We start from the raw sequence: 16,991 nt of genomic DNA, 5'->3' as shown, positions 1-16,991 counted from the left end.
GGTCGTCGTCATTGCCGTTGACCTGCCGTATATTTAAATCATAGATCAGCATAACTTAGCCCTCATCTATTTAATAGGTGGGGGCTATTTGACGCTTACCCTTACTCTACAGCAAAGAGCAGTATTTAATAAAATACTGCTCCTTGCTTTACATGTTCAGTTGACGCTTTTTTAGGTTTGGAGACTCTGCCCGCGGCAGCCGTTAACGAAGGTCGTAACGATCCGCATTCATTACCTTTACCCAAGCGGCAATAAAGTCGCGCACGAACTTTGTTTGGTTATCGTCTTGGGCATATACTTCCGCAATGGCACGAAGAACGGAATTCGAACCGAATACGAGGTCGACGGTCGTCGCCGTACGAACGACTTCGCCGGTCTTGCGATCGCTTCCTTCGAATACATCTCTGCCTACCGGGTTCCACTGTACTCCCATATCGAGCAAGTTCACGAAGAAGTCGTTCGTGAGCATGCCTACGCGATCGGTGAATACGCCGTGTTTGGTGTCGCCGAAGTTCGTTCCTAGAACGCGCATGCCGCCGATAAGAGCCGTCATTTCCGGTGCGGTCAGGTTAAGCAGTTGCGCCTTGTCTACCAGAAGCTCTGCCGGGCTTACGCTATAATGCTTCTTCAGATAATTGCGGAAACCGTCGGCGATCGGCTCCAGCACCGCGAAGCTTTCTACGTCGGTTTGCTCTTCCGTTGCATCGCCGCGTCCGGGAGCAAAAGGAACGGTGACGTCAAAGCCCGCATCGCGCGCAGCTTTTTCCACCGCGGCGCTACCGCCAAGTACGATCAAATCGGCGAGGCTGACTTTGACATCTAGGTCGCCTTGAATGCCTTCTAGGATCGTAAGCACTTTGGTCAGTTGCGCGGGTTGATTCGCTTCCCAGTCCTTCTGCGGCGCAAGCCGGATGCGAGCGCCGTTCGCGCCGCCGCGCATGTCGGAACCGCGGAAGGTGCTAGCCGAAGCCCAAGCCGTCGTGACCAGTTCGCTGACCGTAAGTCCGGAGTCTAGAATTTTTGTTTTAATATCTTCTACTTCCGCGTCCGTTAATGCATATTCAACGGCCGGCACGGAATCTTGCCAGATCAGCACTTCTTCGGGAACTTCCGGGCCTAGATATCTTGCGCGAGGACCCATGTCCCGGTGCGTGAGCTTAAACCATGCACGAGCGAATGCATCCGCAAACTCATCCGGATTTTCGTAGAAACGACGGGAAATTTTCTCGTACGCCGGATCGACGCGCAATGCCATATCCGCGGTCGTCATGATCGTCGCAACGCGAATGGATGCATCCTCCGCGTCCGGAGCGAGATGCTCCGCGGCCGGATTTACCGGCGTCCACTGATGCGCGCCTGCCGGGCTCTTCGTAAGCGTCCATTCGTATCCGAACAGGAGCTCGAAATAACCATTGTCCCACTGCGTCGGATTCGCGGTCCAAGCCCCTTCGATGCCGCTGGTGATGGTGTCGCGGCCTTTGCCGGAGCCGTGCGTGCTGAGCCAACCTAAGCCTTGCGCTTCGACAGAAGCAGCTTCCGGCTCAGCACCCACATGCGCGGCATCGCCTGCGCCGTGCGCTTTGCCGAATGTATGTCCGCCGGCGACGAGAGCAACGGTCTCTTCATCGTTCATGCCCATCCGCTTGAAGGTGTCGCGGATATCTCGAGCGCTTGCAAGCGGATCCGGCTTACCGTTCGGACCTTCCGGATTCACGTAGATCAGACCCATCTGAACGGCGGCAAGCGGATTCTCGAGCTCGCGATCGCCCGTATAACGCTTATCCCCCAGCCACTCCGTTTCCGCGCCCCAGTAGATGTCTTCTTCCGGGTGCCACACGTCCGCGCGTCCGCCGCCGAAACCGAATGTTTTGCCGCCCATCGATTCAATCGCGACATTACCGGTTAGAATAAACAAGTCGGCCCAAGAGATTTTGTTGCCATGCTTTTGCTTAATCGGCCACAGCAGTCGACGAGCTTTATCCAGGTTGCCGTTATCGGGCCAGCTGTTAAGGGGAGCAAAACGCTGCGTGCCGGTTCCAGCCCCTCCGCGGCCGTCACCCGTACGGTAAGTGCCCGCGGAGTGCCAAGCCATACGTATAAAGAATGGACCATAATGTCCGTAGTCGGCCGGCCACCAATCTTGACTGTTCGTCATGAGATCGCGAAGATCTTGCTTAAGCGCTGGGTAGTCTAATTTACCGAATTCCTCTACATAATCAAAATCTTCGCCCAAAGGATTCGATTTGCGGTCATGTTGATGGAGAATGTTCAAATTCAACTGATTCGGCCACCAGTTTCTATTCGTCGTACCGCCGGATTTGTGACTTGCAGCGCTTCCGTGCGGGAACGGGCACTTTCCGGCATTAGCAGCAACCATATCCATTCTTAATCTCTCCTTAAATAAAATTAGTATTAAATAATAATTATTCTAATCTATTTATAAAATGATTCCGAACGAAAATCAACTTCTTTTTATTTTTATGCTGTTTTCCTAACACCGCCGCACGTTGACTTGAAACTACAAAGAGCCGGGGGCACACCGAACTGGTGGCTTTCCCGACCCTTCTTATCCTTTGGCCATTTATATCTTTCGACCCATCGCGGATTTCGTCAATCTATTGCGTCTTGAACTCGGCAGCATAAATTTGAGTCCCCAGGCCGAACGTATACAGCTTGCCGTTAAATAATTCCGCCGCAAATAGCTTGGGACTGTCCGGAGTCTCTTCCCTCGACCACTTGTCCCCGTCTTTGGATAAAAATACGGCTCCGTAATCGCCGACGGCTACGAAGGTGTTGCCTAAATAGTGAACGCCAAATATGGACGGGAACCGTTCTTTCGAATCGCCCAGTTCTTCCTTCGTCCATTTCGTTCCATCAGCAGATCTAAATACGGTGTACGGAATATCCAAGTTATATTTCTGCGCCGGCGCAATGATAAAAGTTCCATTCCCCCACATGACATCGGACAACTCGTATACGGAGTCTCCTCTAGAGTCTTTGATTCTGCTGCCCGCCTTCCATGAAGTGCCGTTATCGGATACTAACGTCACTCCCCAATCGCCTACGGCGACGAATTTCTTGCCGTTCCAGGCGATGGAGTAAAGGTCCGTTTCCGTGTTCGTCTTCTGCGTCTTCCACGTCTTCAAATCTTTCGAAGTCATGATGAGCCCGTTCGAACCCGTAACATAATAAGTCCCGTTCGCGCGAATGATTCGGGATAGCGATTGTTTGGTCGGCGAAGCCGCTTTCTTCCACGCGGTCCCGTCCTTGGACGTCATCATGACCCCTGCGCTGCCGACGGCAAAAAACTGGCTGCCCGTCCAGATGACGTCGTGGAGCTTATAGGGAGTATCCTCCATATCGTATGCAACTTTCCCGGACGAGTCGATCGTGACGAAGCCCCACGCATCCGAGCTTCCGCCTCCGATTAACACCATCTTCCCGTTTCCGATCGCGGAGCGGAACAGGTAGGGCGGGATACGGTTTATTTTCTTCGTCTGCTTCCAGTTCACGCCATCGGCTGATGCGTATATAGCCGTGCTCGTATAGCTAAAATACTGTTTGCCGTCACGAATGACCTCGTCAAGCCCGAAATCCTCGGCCTTGCCGTTATATTTGACATCGGTCCATTTGACGCCGTCTTTGGAGGTTCGATAGGAACTGACCCGTTTCCCATTCGTTGTTTTGAAGCCGATAGCATAATAGCGGTCCGTGATTCGTCGGAATTCACCCCAAAGGATGCCGTTGGCATCTTTAGCTATCGTCGTCCATTTCACGCCATCCTTGGAAGTTATATAAGCGTCTTCATAATTGGTTGCGAAGAACGCTTTTCCGCTAAATCCCATGCCGAACGAAAGCGACCACATATCGACGTAGGGTTTGACGGGAATATTCACCTTCTTCCAAGTGATTCCGTCTTTGGATACGAGGAATTTGGCCCCTTGATAACCGAGCGCGACGAAAGCGTTGTTGCCCCATTCGAGGCCTTTAAGGGTAGTCGTCATGCCGGTCTTGCGTTCGGTCCACTTTGTACCGTCTTCCGAGGAGAAAATAGAGCCTGCGGAATTTCGTCCGCCGGCCACGACGAACCTCGTTCCGCTGAATGCAATAAGAGACAGATAAGCATTTGCCGGGAGTCGCGCAGTTTCCGTCCAATTGATGCCGTCTATTGAGGTCCAAATGGGAATCTCATCGCTGTCTTCGCGTCCGACCGCGACGAAACGTCCCTTGCCAAAGACGACATCCTTGAAAGAGATTTTCGCCGGATTTCTTGTCCAATGTACGGCGTCCTTGGACGTATAGCCCTCACTGGAGACATGGATCCCGTTGCCATAAGCGTATTCGGAGTATTTGTTCGTACGGTAATCCGCGTCCGTATACTCTTTGAACAGCTTGGTCCAGGTAAGAGTAGGCCCTTGAACGACTATCGGCTGCTCTTCTTGAGATTGCTCAACAGGAAGAGTGTCCTCGATTTCGATATCGATATCGACGCCTTTTTGTCTTAAGGAAATAAGTGCGTTCCGATTGTTATTTTCCTTTAGATTGATCGGATTGTTTGCCAAATGCAGCTCCATTAAAGAGGTAACGCCGGACAACGAGGAGATATCCGAAATTTGATTTCCCGATAGATCGAGATAATATAATTTCCGTAGTCCGGTTAGCGGACGAATATCTTGAATGCGGTTATTGTTCATACTCAAATAGTTTAGCTCGGCCAAAGAAGCAAGAGGCGTTAAATCGGACACATTAGCGTTGTTTAATGTAAATTCGACTAGATTATGCGCATGCTCTAATCCATTCAACGACGTAACGGTTCCTTCATTCAACACCAGAGAATACAACTGGTCTAAATCGGTTTGCGAAAGACTGCCCGTAATCCCAAGCTGCTGCCGAACGGCTTGATCAAGAACGGGATCCGCGAACACGACTTCTTCCGCTTGGGCGAATTGCGACGCGTAAAATGGAGTAACAAGAACGACTGCAAGCAACAGGACCAAACTACGAAAAGTTCGCATAACGTGGTGTAACTCCTTTGTTGTTATCTATTGCGCCTTGAACTCGGCGATATAAATTTGATGCGTATAGCCCGTTACATATAGCTTACCGTTAAATAATTGTGCCGAGAATAGGATGACGCTATCGGGAATCGCTTCTCTCGACCATTGGTCCCCGTCCTTGGACAAATAGACGGATCCGTTGTTGCCGACCGTTACGAACGTATCGCCGAAATAACGAATGCTGTACAAACTCGGAGACAGCGTACTCACGCCTGCCGGACTCGAGTATGCAAGGCTTTGCTTCTTCCATGTCGTACCGTCCGCGGATTTGAACACGGTGTACTCCCGATCCACATGATATCTCTGCGCAGCCGTCATGATGAACACTCCGTTGCCCCAGACGACGTCCGACAAGTTGTAAATGGCGTCTCCGTTCGCGCTCTTGATTTTGCTGCCTGCCTTCCATACGGTACCGTTATCGGATACTAACGTTACTCCCCAATCGCCGACAGCAACGAACTTTTTGCCGTTCCAGGCAATCGAGCTAATGAACGCCTCCGTGTTCGTCTTCTGTTTCTTCCATGTCTTCAAGTCCTTCGAGGTCATAATGAGCCCATTGGAACCCGTGACATAGTAAGTCCCGTTCGCCTGAATGATTCGGGATAGCGTTTCTTTGGTTGGCGAAGCCGCTTTACTCCACTTAATCCCGTCCTTGGACGTCATCATAAGACCTTCTGCACCGATGGCAAAGAACTGATTGCCTGTCCATATGACGTCGTAAAGCGGGAATTTCCCGAACTCAAGGTTGGATCGATAGGCTCCCTTGGAATCGATTGACCATACGCCTCGATCGGCTACTTTTTCGGCTTTGGGATAGTAGTCGTCCACCGTACCGCCGACGGCGACCAATTTGCCGTTTCCGACGGCAGAGTTGGTCAGGTAGAACGGTTTGATGGTGGCTTTCTTGGTCAGCTTCCATTGGACGCCGTCCACGGAAGTAAAGATGCCAATGTCCGTATAAGTGACATACTGTTTACCGTCATGCAGGGTATTCAAATGATAAAAAGTCCCGAAGGTTCCATACTGCTTGGAAGTTAGAGGACCGAGACCGACAACGTCGGACCATGTTTTCCCGTCCTTCGATGTCTTAAATACGGCAATCGTCTCTATTTTGTCCTTGGAGTACTTCGAGCCTTCGATAAAGAATCGATCCTTCACCCAAATGATTCTGCTCCAGTAAATTCCGTCAGATGGCACGGAGCTCCATTTGACCCCGTCCTTGGACGTAAACAACGCAAAATCTCCGACCGCGACGAAGGCGCTTCCTCCGAAATGCAAATCCCGAAAGGGCTTATCCTTCGCTGGGGACGCAACCTTCTTCCACGCTATGCCGTCTTTGGACACGGCGAACGCGCCTTCGTTAAACGCGACGAAAGTGCCATTGCCCCAAGAGACGTCGCCCAAACCCGACTTCATATCGGTATTGCGCTTGGTCCAATGCAAGCCGTCTTCGGACGTCATGACAAGCCCAGTTCTGCTATCGCCGCCGACGGCTACGAACCTGCTGCCGTTGAACGCGATCGAATACAGGTTATCGATTTTCTGATCGTATTCCGTCCAATTCAGACCGTCCGCCGAAGTCCACAGCGACGACTTGTTGTATAATTTGAATTCAAGAGCGACGAACCGGCCTTTGCCCCATACGATGGCTCGCATTTTGAAATTTGCGAGCTTCGGATTTTTGCTCCAAGTGACGCCGTCCTTCGACGTGGAGCCGTCCGAGCTGACGTAGATCCCGTTGCCATAAGCATAGAGATCCTTATGATTGGCGAGGTCGGTCCGCTCCGGGTAAAGCTTCGTCCATTTAAGCTGCGGTTCTGCCGTTGCCGGCTGAGACTGCGACTGCTCCGGAGCCGTCTCCTCTATTGGAATATCGATGGCGACGCCTTTCTGTTTCAGAGAGAGCAACGCGTTCCGATTGTCGGTATTTTTTAAATCAATCGGATTGTTGGCCAAGATCAGCTCATCTATAGAAGTAATGCTAGACAACGAGGACACATCCGATATTTGATTTCCCGATAGATCAAGATAAAGTAATTTCCGTAGTCCTGATAGCGGACGAATATCTTGAATGCGGTTATTGTTCATACTCAAATAGACAAGCTCGGTCAAAGAAGCAAGAGGCGTTAAATCGGACACATTGGCGTTGTTTATAGTAACCACGCTCAGATTATGCGCATGCTCTAATCCATTCAACGAATTAACGGTTCCTTCTTTCAAATCCAAAATAGATAACTGATCTAAGTCGGTTTGCGAAAGACTGCCCGTAATCCCAAGCTGCTGCCGAACGGCTTGCTCAAGAACGGGATCCGCGAACACGACTTCTTCCGCTTGGGCGAATTGCAACGCGTAAAACGGAGTAACAAGAACGACTGCAAGCAACAGGACCAAACTACGAAAAATACGCATGACTTGTTGTAACTCCTTTGTTAGTATCTGTAGGATATACCTTTTCCACATATAAACAATATTTTATACATAAATCGACAACTCTGTATAGATGACTTGGGAAATAGAAGAATCTCTGTTGATTTTTTGTTGATCGATTTATCGAATTAATTCTTTGGTTGTTTATTAATATTTTACACTAATTTTACATTTAAATGTAAATTAAACCCTATTACGCATGGTAGACTGAAGTTGTTTTCAAAAACCCATCTCAAATCTAGAAAGGTGGAAATGATGTGTTGAAGAAAAATCGAATGACTATGCTATTATTGGCTATCGTATTCATTCTAGGGCTTGTCCCATTCTCGGCTCAAGCCGAAGGACCGGCGGATCCCGCTCCCTTTATTAATCCGGTCGGAACGGCCAACGGTAAATCGGTGCTGTTCGATAATACGCACGGACAAACCGCGGGAGCGGCCGATTGGGTCATAGACGGAGCATTTTCCGACTTCGGGAACGCCTTGGCGGCCGAAGGCTATTACGTTAAAGAGCTTCGCAAGAATACGGCCATTACCTTAGCCGATTTACAGAACTACGCCGTATTCGTCATTCCGGAAGCGAATATTCCTTATAAAACAACCGAGCAGCAGGCCATGATCGATTACGTAGAGGCCGGCGGCAGCATTTTCTTCATCGCGGATCACTATAATGCCGATCGCAACAAAAATCGGTGGGATGCCTCGGAAGCGTTTAATGGCTATCGACGGGGTGCATGGAGCAATCCCTCCCTTGGAATGAGTGCCGAAGAAGCCGCATCCGCTGCCATGAATGGCGTCAGCAGCTCGGACTGGCTGGCAAGCAACTTCGGAATGCGGCTTCGCTATAACGCGCTTGGCGACATTAATTCCGACTACATCGTCCCCGCGGCTCAGGCCTTCGGGATAACGACCGGCGTAAGCACTGTGTCGATGCACGCTGGATCCACCATCGCGATTACGGATCCGAATAAAGCCAAAGGCATTGTCTATATCGCGAATACGACCACCGGTTGGGCCAATGCGGTAGACCAAGGCGTATACGAAGGCGGCGGTCTAGATGAAGGCCCATATGCGGCCGTTGCTAAGGTAGGACTTGGCAAAGCCGCCGCTATCGGCGACTCTTCCCCTGTCGAGGACATTACGCCGAAATATAAACGGGAAGAAACAGGCGGATCCAAAACAACCTATGACGGCTTTCAAGAAGTCGACAATGACGTTCTGCTCGTCAATATCGTGAACTGGCTTGCGGTACAAGAAAGCTACACGGCGCTTAATCAAGTATCTGGACTTACTCTGGATACAGCTACCTCCCTGCTCGCGATCGAAACTCCTTCTACTTCTACCGAGCCGCAGACGGAGCCATGGGCGAGTCCGGCAGCCGGGTACAAATGGTGGGATTCTTCCACCTTCAAAGCGGGTTCTTACGGGTATGTTACAGGCGGCGGATCGGGCAGCGGCGGAGGTACGGAAAACTTCGAGAGCGGCACGAAAACAGCCTATACGGCTGCGGACGTAACGTTGACCAGCGGCTCTTGGAGATTCGACAACTCGCTGATCGGCGACTCGGCGACGGACAAGAAAAATGGAACGAAATCAGCAAGACTCAAGGCGGCCGGATACATCGCCATGAACTTTAACGTAACCGGTGCCGCTTCGGTTACGGTGAATCATGCGAATTTCGGCACCGACACGGGCGCGAACTGGAAGCTGCAGAAATCCACTAACAGCGGCTCGACCTGGACCGATGTTGGCGGAGCATACACGAGTAGCAGCACCTTGGCCAGCCAGACGATTGCCGTCAATGAAACCGGCAGCGTCCGCTTCAAAATCGTTGCCGGCGGTACTTCCGGCCAGCGCATCAACATCGATGACGTGGTCATTACCCCGATCGCTAGTAGCGTTGAGCCCTTCGAGAGCGGAACGAAAACAGCCTATACGGCTGCGGACGTGACGCTGGCAGGCGGATCATGGAGATTCGACAACGCGCTGATCGGCGACTTGTCTACCGATAAGAAGAACGGTACGAAGTCGGCAAGAATTAAAGCCGCCGGATATATCGCTATGAATTTCAACGTGACCAGCGCCTCTACCGTAGTCGTGAAGCATGCCAATTTCGGCAGCGACTCGGGCGCAAACTGGAAGCTGCAGAAATCGATCAACAGCGGCTCTACGTGGACCGATGTTGGCGGACCCTACACGAGCGGCAGCACTTTAGCCAGCCAGACGATTACAGTTAATGAAACCGGCAGCGTCCGCTTCAAGATCGTCGTAGCCGGCACTACCGGACAGCGCATCAACATTGACGACTTCGAGATCATCGGATAGGCTTCGCTGGAATTCAGTTGACGCATTTTCGCGAGAATAAACGGTTATTACTTTCAGCGAGCTAGCATGAGAATTCGTGGAAGGCCGGGTTCGTCACCTTGGAGAGGGTGGCTTACCCGGCCTTTGTCTATCTGTGTAACGCATTGTAACGAATATAAGCGCGTGTTTGGTTCTCCATTTTATTCATCACCGACAGCTATCGGGTTATCCTGCCAAGCAATCCAATCGCTCCAGCTGTCGCATCTCATTAAGCGCACCTATTCGACGCGATCCCTTAGCTGATATCCATCATTCACGACAAATCATCAATTTGTTGCCGTCCGGATCTTTCACGACGAACCAGTGATCATGTTCGATCTCCGTGACAAGCTCGACTCCGAGCTCTTTCATGTACGCCAGCGAGCCTTGCAAGTCCTCTGTCAGGAGCATAAAAGCAGGCGTTTCGATAGAAGGCGCTCCGCCGGCTCTTTGCCACCCCACATCGGCATCGTATCCAGAATGACGCCAACTCCTTCCATCGGCAGCGGGCATAAATGACCGGATATAATACCGCAGTCATCTTCGTTTAGCCCAAGAATCCTGCAATACCAGTTGCGCGACTGCTCAATATCCCGTACAGGGACAAAAATGCTTCCGACTTTGTTCTTGATGGGACTTGCCGACTTCATCCCTTCATCCTTTTGCAATGGTTTGTTCATTGAGATTCCTCCATTTATGATTTTTAGCGCTTTTGGCACGATAAACGGCCGGTAGCCTTCGGGGGATTTTTTACTTGCCGGCCTTTGGCTCATCTCTCCCCCTCCCTAATCGTTCGAATCGGAAGCGAATACTTGGCGAAGCCTTCGCCTTCATAGTTGTAGCGTTCGCAGATGATGTATTTGCGTTCATTCGTATCTAGAATAATGCCGTTGTCGCTGACATATTGATCGACGACGCGGCAGGCCGCATCGTAGTCTCCGCGCTTGTTAGGCACGACAACGCATTTCTGCGGGGGCAATGTCGTCTTGAAATACCACTCCGAACCGTCCGGATTCGTTCTTTTAAGATTTGAGTTTCGCATGACCATCAGTCTCCTCTGACAGAATAGGAATATATACCTTCACAATGGCATCCCGCTCGATATTCATTCCTTCGAAAGTGTGGTATTCCGCGTACCACTGTCTCTCCTCATCGAACCGATAACGGGCGTTCGACGAGATCCATCGGTGCATCCGATCCAGGACGCCGGTTAACAGCCCGTATGTCTTGGATACGCAGCAAGCATACAGGCCGGACTCCAAGTTCTTCCGCGCCATACCCGCCCAAGCTTCGGCTTCCGGTTCCGCCGCGAGGATTCCGTTCTCCCACCAGTATTCTTCGGAGTCATCGGCACCGTAAGGATACGACATATAATAATTCCCTTTGTCAGCCAGTCGGTTTCCGTCGGATTTCTTCTCGTACCCATCGATCAATCGCTGTTCGGCAGTTCGTTGAGCCTCGGGACCATACTCCCTGCAGTAGAAAGCATAAGCGGCTGTCAGATGAACGACTTCAATCGGTTCGTTGCGAAGCTTTCTTTGTACGGGGAGATATAAGTTCGTTACGGCCAATATGAAAAGATGCACAGCTGCGAGCTCTACAAGCGAAGCGCCAGTCGGGTTCGACCTAAATGGAAAATCTAAAGCTGGATAAATGAAAAAAAGCGGAATGTCCCATTTTGGGCAAACCGCTTTTTTTTATTTTAGCTGTCGGATTGGCTTCAGGAATCCCATTGTAATTCCGGAAATTATTAAACTAGCGTGTCCCGTTTGATAATTCTCAATAGATGCGGAATCAACCTTCAGTGCTCATCCCTCAGTGTCCTCTTCATCTTCATCGCGCAAATTCCATTTCTTCGCAAGCAGCTTCGCTTCTTTGCGGTTCGATACTTGCAGCTTGTTCAAAATGATCGTCACATAGTTAGCAACTGTTTTTATACTAAGATGCAGCGAGGAAGCAATTTCGGCGTTCGTTGAGTTCAGGGCGATCATCCCCAATATTTCACGCTCGCGACTCGTCAGTTCCGCATAAGCCGGATCATCCGGCTCGCTCGGGCGGGATTCGGCAAAAAAGTCCATCATCCGCGATGCGATATCCGGCCCGAATACGGCGCCTCCGTTCGCAACCACACGGATAGCATGCAGCAGATCATTTTCTTCAGCGTCCTTCAGAATGTAGCCCCTTGCCCCTGCCTGCATGGCCGTAAAGACCGACCGGTCATCCTTAAACATCGTTAAAATCAATATTTGCGTGTCTGCTAGAGTCGACTTTATTTTCTTTGTCGCTTCGATTCCGTTCAATCCCGGCATTCGAATATCCATCAGAATCACGTCAGGACGCAGCGCCGCCGCCAAATCAACCGCCTCATGCCCGGACGACGCTTCGCCAACAATATGAAGATCTTCTGTCGTTGCCAAAAGATTTCGGACTCCAGCCCGAAACAGGGGATGGTCATCAGCCAACAATATATTCATCCGGTCTCTCCTCCTCAGTTACAACGAATGGGAGTATAGCCGACACTCGCATGCCACCTTCCGCCCTTTGCTCGAACAGGCAATGTCCTCCGAGCTCCGCAGCTTGCTCCCTCATGGATTTCATGCCGATACCGCCGTTGCGAGATGCGGCTTTGCGCTCGGCGAAGCCTATGCCGTTGTCCGAAATTTCAATTCGAAGCTGCGAATCTGCCAGAACTCCAATCTTAACGGTACAAAGAGACGCCCTGGAATGCCTGATCACGTTGACCACCGATTCGGTTACGATCCGGAAAGCCGCCACCTCCACCGCAGCCGGTAAAGGCGGCAGTTCTTCGTCCGTCTCGATGTCGATCCGGAATGCCGGACCTGCCATGGCTTCGGACAACTGGTGCCTCGTTTTCGCAAGCTCGTCGATACGCTCCCGAACGGCACCGAGCAAGCCCAGCTCATCCAAGGCCAGTGGCCGCAAATCGTGGACAAGCGCCCGGATTTCATCCACCGTGGAACGAATGACCTTCCTCAGCTCGGAAAGCATGACGGTAGCGGTGTCAGGGTCTTTCCGTACGTAACGTTCCGCGGCGGCGGCATTCAATGCCAGCGCGGCGAGCTTCGGAGCCAAATCATCATGTAAATTTCTCCGCAATCTTCTCCGTTCCTCTTCCCGGGCCAATACCAGCCTCTCTCGAGATTCTTGCGCATCAGCGGCAAGCAACTGCAATCCCACGGACATTTTAATCCCTTGAATGATCGGTCCTGCTTGTCGAATCAGCACGTCCAGCAACCGCCGATCCTCCGCCGTCAAAGGCTCTCCCGGTGAACGGGGTGAAACGAGCAGGAAGCCAAGATCCTCACCTCTATGAACGATAGGCAGTGAGATCGGGTCGATGTCCGAACTCCCGGTTCCGGCAGAGGCAACGACCGTTTCCCGGCCATTCAACGTGAACGAGATTGCTGCATACGGCAGACGGAGCGATTCCCGAATGGTTCGAACGATCACGTCTGCGGCGGCTTCCGGCGCCATCGGCTGTTCCCACTGACGGCTCAATTCCGCAAGCACCGAGAAGGGTTCATCCTTTTTTCCGTACAGCATTCGGTTGACGGCACGCTGCAGCAGTTCCTTTAACGGAGCGAATAAGACGGCAACGACAGCTGTAGCTGACAGCGAGATGAAGAGATTGTCCTCGGTATGAAAAATGCCGCCGAGATACGTTACCGAGAGGATGTAGATGGCAATAATACAGGCCGAAAGAGCGGCGTAAACCAATGTCCGGTTCACCAGCGGGTCAATATCCCACAGACGGTGACGCAGAATCGAAAGGGTCAAGGTAGTCGGGACAATGGCCATAAATACATTTAGAATGGCGTTCATGTACAGAAACGACGAAGCGCTATGCATCACTTCCGGAGAATAAATCAGGTTGACGGCGACGAACCCGGCGAGCGTAAGCGCAAATCCGTATACGACCCATTTGGTTTGCTGCCGTTGTGTGGGGCTATCCGCATGGCGAAAACGATAAAGCTGCGAATACGCCATGACGGCAATGGGGACGAATAGCGTCACGCTTTTCACCCAAATGGGCCAGTGGTTCATTTGAAAAGCGGGAATAAGCAATCCTATTCCTTGTACGGAAAGATAAAGATAGGCTGCGATGGATGTCCATTTCGGCATAAACCTGCCGTTCGGAAACAGCAAAAAAAACAGGATAAAGGAGCTCCAGCCAACAACAAATATATACCGGAAGGAACCGGCTGGGTCGGTCAGAGCCAGAACGGAAGGAAAAACGGTTCCGAAGCTGACGAGCATAAGGACGCCCAGCAGTCCCATCCATTCCCGAGAGCATTTCCACAAAACGATTGCAGCAGCCGCGTAGAAGAATACAGTCAACAGGGTGTCCATGATGACAAACAGCAAAGCATACGTATCGCTTGTCAAATGAAGAGCCTTTAGTTCTTCCGAGGTGACCGGCGGCGCCGGAGCATATTGGCAAGCATGGAAGACGCATTCCGTGCGCATCGTCTCATAATAAAGCGGGATGCTTTGAAAATAGGCGGTCATAAACAATAGGCAAAGTACGATCACAATCCCTTGAACCCAATACGGCTTATGAATAAGAGACTTCATTCGCGAAATCCACCTTTCCTATCTAACCCATTATAACATCGGCAGGATTCCTATGAATTCCATTTGTTTTCCCGAAAAGTCGGGAATTCGCTACCCTACTCCTTGTGATTGTCATGTTGATAAGATTGGATCATCGGTCGAGAGACACTCGACAAATCATGAGGAGGAAGAAAACAATGAATCTGACGATGGAAAAGATTTTCAAATGGCTTGGCGTATTGGTGCTGCTAGCCGGTATTACCCGAATCGGAATGACGCCGTCGGCGCTCGTCTGGGGGACGGACAGCACGCCGGAATTGCTTTTTGGATTTGCAGCGTGTATATTGATGGCCGCTTCTTCGATCGGACTGTTCTTGGTGCAGCGGGAAACAGGCGCCATTGGATTTATCTCAGCCATGCTTCTAGTTTTCTTTAACGCTGTCACTGCCTGCATGGTCTGGTCGTTGTTGGCTTCAGGGCAAACGGGGGAAGACTTGATGCAGGATATGGGGGCAAACGCCTTTATCATGTTCACGAAGATCATGATTATGATCGGCATGTTTATCGGAACGCCGGCATTTACCATTGCCACGTTCCGAGCCAAAGTGTTTCCCCGTTGGATCGTGTATTTGTTGCTGCTATCCATGGTGCTGCCGATTTTACCGGGCATGGAGAAGTGGGGAGCTTTGTTCTGGGGGTTGTCCTATGTCGGGATGGGGTTCGTGATGGTAACCGACGGCTATGCGAAGCAACGTTCCCATTCTGGTGGTTCTTCCGCTGAGATGATGCGTTAAATGGCATTCCCTAAAGAGAGCCTTTCGAAATCGAAAAGGATCCTTTGGGGGATGGCTTTTTGCAGATCATGTCGTAACTAAACTAAAGTTTCCGCTAATTCTCAGGTTGCGATAGTTACCCTTTTCGCAACCATACCCCCCACAATAATTGGGTTTAATCATGCACTAACAACAGGGTGATAAAAGTTCATCCTCCCGTAGTCTCTTCATTCAATATAATCTTATTCTAGAATTTCATTACAGGAGGTTATATAAATGACAAGAGAAAAAGGACTTGCAGCATTTGCCAGGATAGGAACGGTTGGTGCGATACTATTCACAACAGTACCGATCATGTACGGGATCATGGGAGAGACGACTATTCAAACCATTGTCGACTCGATCGCGCAGACTCTGATCATGCTTGGTCTCGTGGGAGTATTCATGGGATATGCGGATAAAATGGGCAGATTCGGGCTCGTCGCCACGATGCTGATGATGGTCGGTTTTGTCTTTCAGGTGTTTATGAAAATGTGTATGGGACTCGTTAAGCCGGTTCTCATGGAGTATGCCCCGCAAACGGTAGCCAATGGCATGCCCCCCTCCCCGTTGGGCGAAGCCATCTCGATATCGATGATGTTCTTTCCCCTGACGGCAATACTGTTCGGTATTTCCATTTTCGTTTCAAAAATCCCCAGAGCCAAACTGCTAGGCGCATTACTGACGGCAGGTCCGTTCGGGTTCGTGCTGCCTTTCGGAATATTTATAACCCCGTTCCTGTTTGCCTTCGCATACTCCTTCTTAACGTACACGATATCGAGCGGCCGCCTGGATTTATCATTTAACTCAAATACAATTTCGACCCAAAATTAAAGAGGGGTCTCACCCTCCTTTTCTTAGTGAAACAGCTTATCCCGGATACTTCTAAATTGGGTTATCAAGAAGATGGAGTGAATATTCGATGAAAAAAATGATTGTAATGGCACTTGTTTTGTTTATTCTGCTCGTCGTCAATGTACCGGCGCATGGAGTGAGTATGGTCGCGGCTGCGGATAAAAGCGCCGGCCTCACGGTACTTGTGAACGGAGTCGAAGTGGTATCCGCAAACCATCAATCGAAGGACGGTAAAGTGTATGTGTAGGTGAAAGCATTTATCGATTTATTCGATAAAACCTTTCCGTAAACAAAGAGCAGCAAACCTCATGAGTGGAGTGAACAAATTGTTAAAAAAACAGATCCTTGCGGTTATCCTAGTGATCTTGGGGTGCATTAGTCTGGCCGGCTGCGGAAACAGCAGCGATAACAGCAGCGAAGGCGATCAAAGCACGATCGAGTACAAAGTGAGTGAGGATGGAGACACGATCTCGCTTTCAGCGGATGATACGCTGCCGGAAGGGTTTCCGAAGGAAATCCCGATCATTGAGGGTTCGTTCTCTCAGGTTGCCTTGTCATCGGACAGCAGCATGACGGTATCTTACGATGTGAAGAAAAGCTTCAAAGAGGTGCTTAAGGTTTACAAAGACTATTACAAATCGGCAGGTTATACGGATATGCAGGAAACATTGATCGACGATTCCTATATGGGGACCGGCGTCCGCGACGGCAAGCAACTGCTTGTGACGCTCAGCGTCAATACGGATGATCTTAATTTGACATCGGTATCGCTAACCTATCAAGACGAAGTCAAATCATAATACAAGCCCCTCCGCCATAGGCGGAGGCCACTGAATAACCTACGATTTTTTGAATCAGTAAGTGATTGACTAAATCAAAAGACGACTACTATCCCAAAATAAGGATATATAGTCGTCTTTTTC

Annotated in this window: 13 protein-coding genes; 5 read left to right on the top strand and 8 right to left on the bottom strand. The window is 50.5% G+C overall.

Annotation, left to right across the window (positions count from 1 at the left end):
* Positions 1 to 202: 202 nt before the first annotated feature.
* From katG to ACFPPD_RS12330, 3 genes are all read right to left on the bottom strand, one after another.
* Complete coding sequence (gene katG, locus ACFPPD_RS12340) at positions 203 to 2,377, bottom strand: catalase/peroxidase HPI (RefSeq protein ID WP_378082376.1); 2,175 nt, start codon at positions 2,375 to 2,377, stop codon at positions 203 to 205.
* A 238-nt stretch (positions 2,378 to 2,615) separates the two neighbouring features.
* The gene (locus ACFPPD_RS12335) at positions 2,616 to 5,015 is read right to left on the bottom strand and encodes a DUF6242 domain-containing protein (RefSeq protein WP_209751655.1); all 2,400 of its coding nucleotides are present in this window, start codon (positions 5,013 to 5,015) and stop codon (positions 2,616 to 2,618) included.
* A gap of 27 nt (positions 5,016 to 5,042) precedes the next feature.
* Positions 5,043 to 7,466: a hypothetical protein gene (locus tag ACFPPD_RS12330; protein WP_209751657.1), complete on the bottom strand. Its 2,424-nt coding sequence runs from the start codon at positions 7,464 to 7,466 to the stop codon at positions 5,043 to 5,045.
* Positions 7,467 to 7,759: 293 nt separating this feature from the next.
* Between ACFPPD_RS12330 and ACFPPD_RS12325 the strand changes: the two genes are divergently transcribed.
* A complete protein-coding gene (locus ACFPPD_RS12325) occupies positions 7,760 to 9,808 on the top strand; it encodes an Ig domain protein group 2 domain protein (protein WP_378082375.1) in 2,049 nt (682 codons plus the stop codon).
* A 419-nt stretch (positions 9,809 to 10,227) separates the two neighbouring features.
* Here the strand turns inward: ACFPPD_RS12325 and ACFPPD_RS12320 are convergent, their stop codons facing one another.
* The 5 genes from ACFPPD_RS12320 to ACFPPD_RS12300 all read right to left on the bottom strand — a co-directional run bounded on the left by ACFPPD_RS12320 (position 10,228) and on the right by ACFPPD_RS12300 (position 14,422).
* Positions 10,228 to 10,599: a hypothetical protein gene (locus tag ACFPPD_RS12320; protein WP_378082374.1), complete on the bottom strand. Its 372-nt coding sequence runs from the start codon at positions 10,597 to 10,599 to the stop codon at positions 10,228 to 10,230.
* Positions 10,596 to 10,868: a hypothetical protein gene (locus tag ACFPPD_RS12315; protein WP_209751659.1), complete on the bottom strand. Its 273-nt coding sequence runs from the start codon at positions 10,866 to 10,868 to the stop codon at positions 10,596 to 10,598. The genes ACFPPD_RS12320 and ACFPPD_RS12315 overlap by 4 nt, the downstream gene beginning before the upstream one ends.
* Positions 10,849 to 11,412: a hypothetical protein gene (locus tag ACFPPD_RS12310; RefSeq protein ID WP_209751661.1), complete on the bottom strand. Its 564-nt coding sequence runs from the start codon at positions 11,410 to 11,412 to the stop codon at positions 10,849 to 10,851. The genes ACFPPD_RS12315 and ACFPPD_RS12310 overlap by 20 nt, the downstream gene beginning before the upstream one ends.
* Before the next feature lie 222 nt (positions 11,413 to 11,634).
* Positions 11,635 to 12,300 (bottom strand): response regulator, encoded by a 666-nt coding sequence (locus tag ACFPPD_RS12305; protein WP_209751663.1) that lies wholly within the window; start codon positions 12,298 to 12,300, stop codon positions 11,635 to 11,637.
* A complete protein-coding gene (locus tag ACFPPD_RS12300; RefSeq protein WP_209751665.1) occupies positions 12,281 to 14,422 on the bottom strand; it encodes a sensor histidine kinase in 2,142 nt (713 codons plus the stop codon). The genes ACFPPD_RS12305 and ACFPPD_RS12300 overlap by 20 nt, the downstream gene beginning before the upstream one ends.
* Positions 14,423 to 14,598: 176 nt before the next feature.
* Between ACFPPD_RS12300 and ACFPPD_RS12295 the strand changes: the two genes are divergently transcribed.
* The 4 genes from ACFPPD_RS12295 to ACFPPD_RS12280 all read left to right on the top strand — a co-directional run bounded on the left by ACFPPD_RS12295 (position 14,599) and on the right by ACFPPD_RS12280 (position 16,868).
* Positions 14,599 to 15,195 (top strand): hypothetical protein, encoded by a 597-nt coding sequence (locus ACFPPD_RS12295; RefSeq protein ID WP_209751667.1) that lies wholly within the window; start codon positions 14,599 to 14,601, stop codon positions 15,193 to 15,195.
* A gap of 255 nt (positions 15,196 to 15,450) precedes the next feature.
* On the top strand, positions 15,451 to 16,047 hold the full coding sequence (locus tag ACFPPD_RS12290; RefSeq protein ID WP_209751669.1) for a hypothetical protein: 597 nt from the start codon (positions 15,451 to 15,453) through the stop codon (positions 16,045 to 16,047).
* An 88-nt stretch (positions 16,048 to 16,135) separates the two neighbouring features.
* The gene (locus ACFPPD_RS12285) at positions 16,136 to 16,315 is read left to right on the top strand and encodes a hypothetical protein (RefSeq protein ID WP_209751671.1); all 180 of its coding nucleotides are present in this window, start codon (positions 16,136 to 16,138) and stop codon (positions 16,313 to 16,315) included.
* A gap of 79 nt (positions 16,316 to 16,394) precedes the next feature.
* The gene (locus ACFPPD_RS12280) at positions 16,395 to 16,868 is read left to right on the top strand and encodes a hypothetical protein (RefSeq protein WP_209751673.1); all 474 of its coding nucleotides are present in this window, start codon (positions 16,395 to 16,397) and stop codon (positions 16,866 to 16,868) included.
* Positions 16,869 to 16,991: the final 123 nt, after the last annotated feature.

It is taken from the genome of Cohnella suwonensis (assembly GCF_042655365.1).
In the GTDB taxonomy this organism is placed as follows: Bacteria; Bacillota; Bacilli; order Paenibacillales; family Paenibacillaceae; genus Cohnella; species Cohnella suwonensis.
Note: the sequence above shows the minus strand (reverse complement) of the source record. Positions and strands in the feature narration are given on the sequence as shown.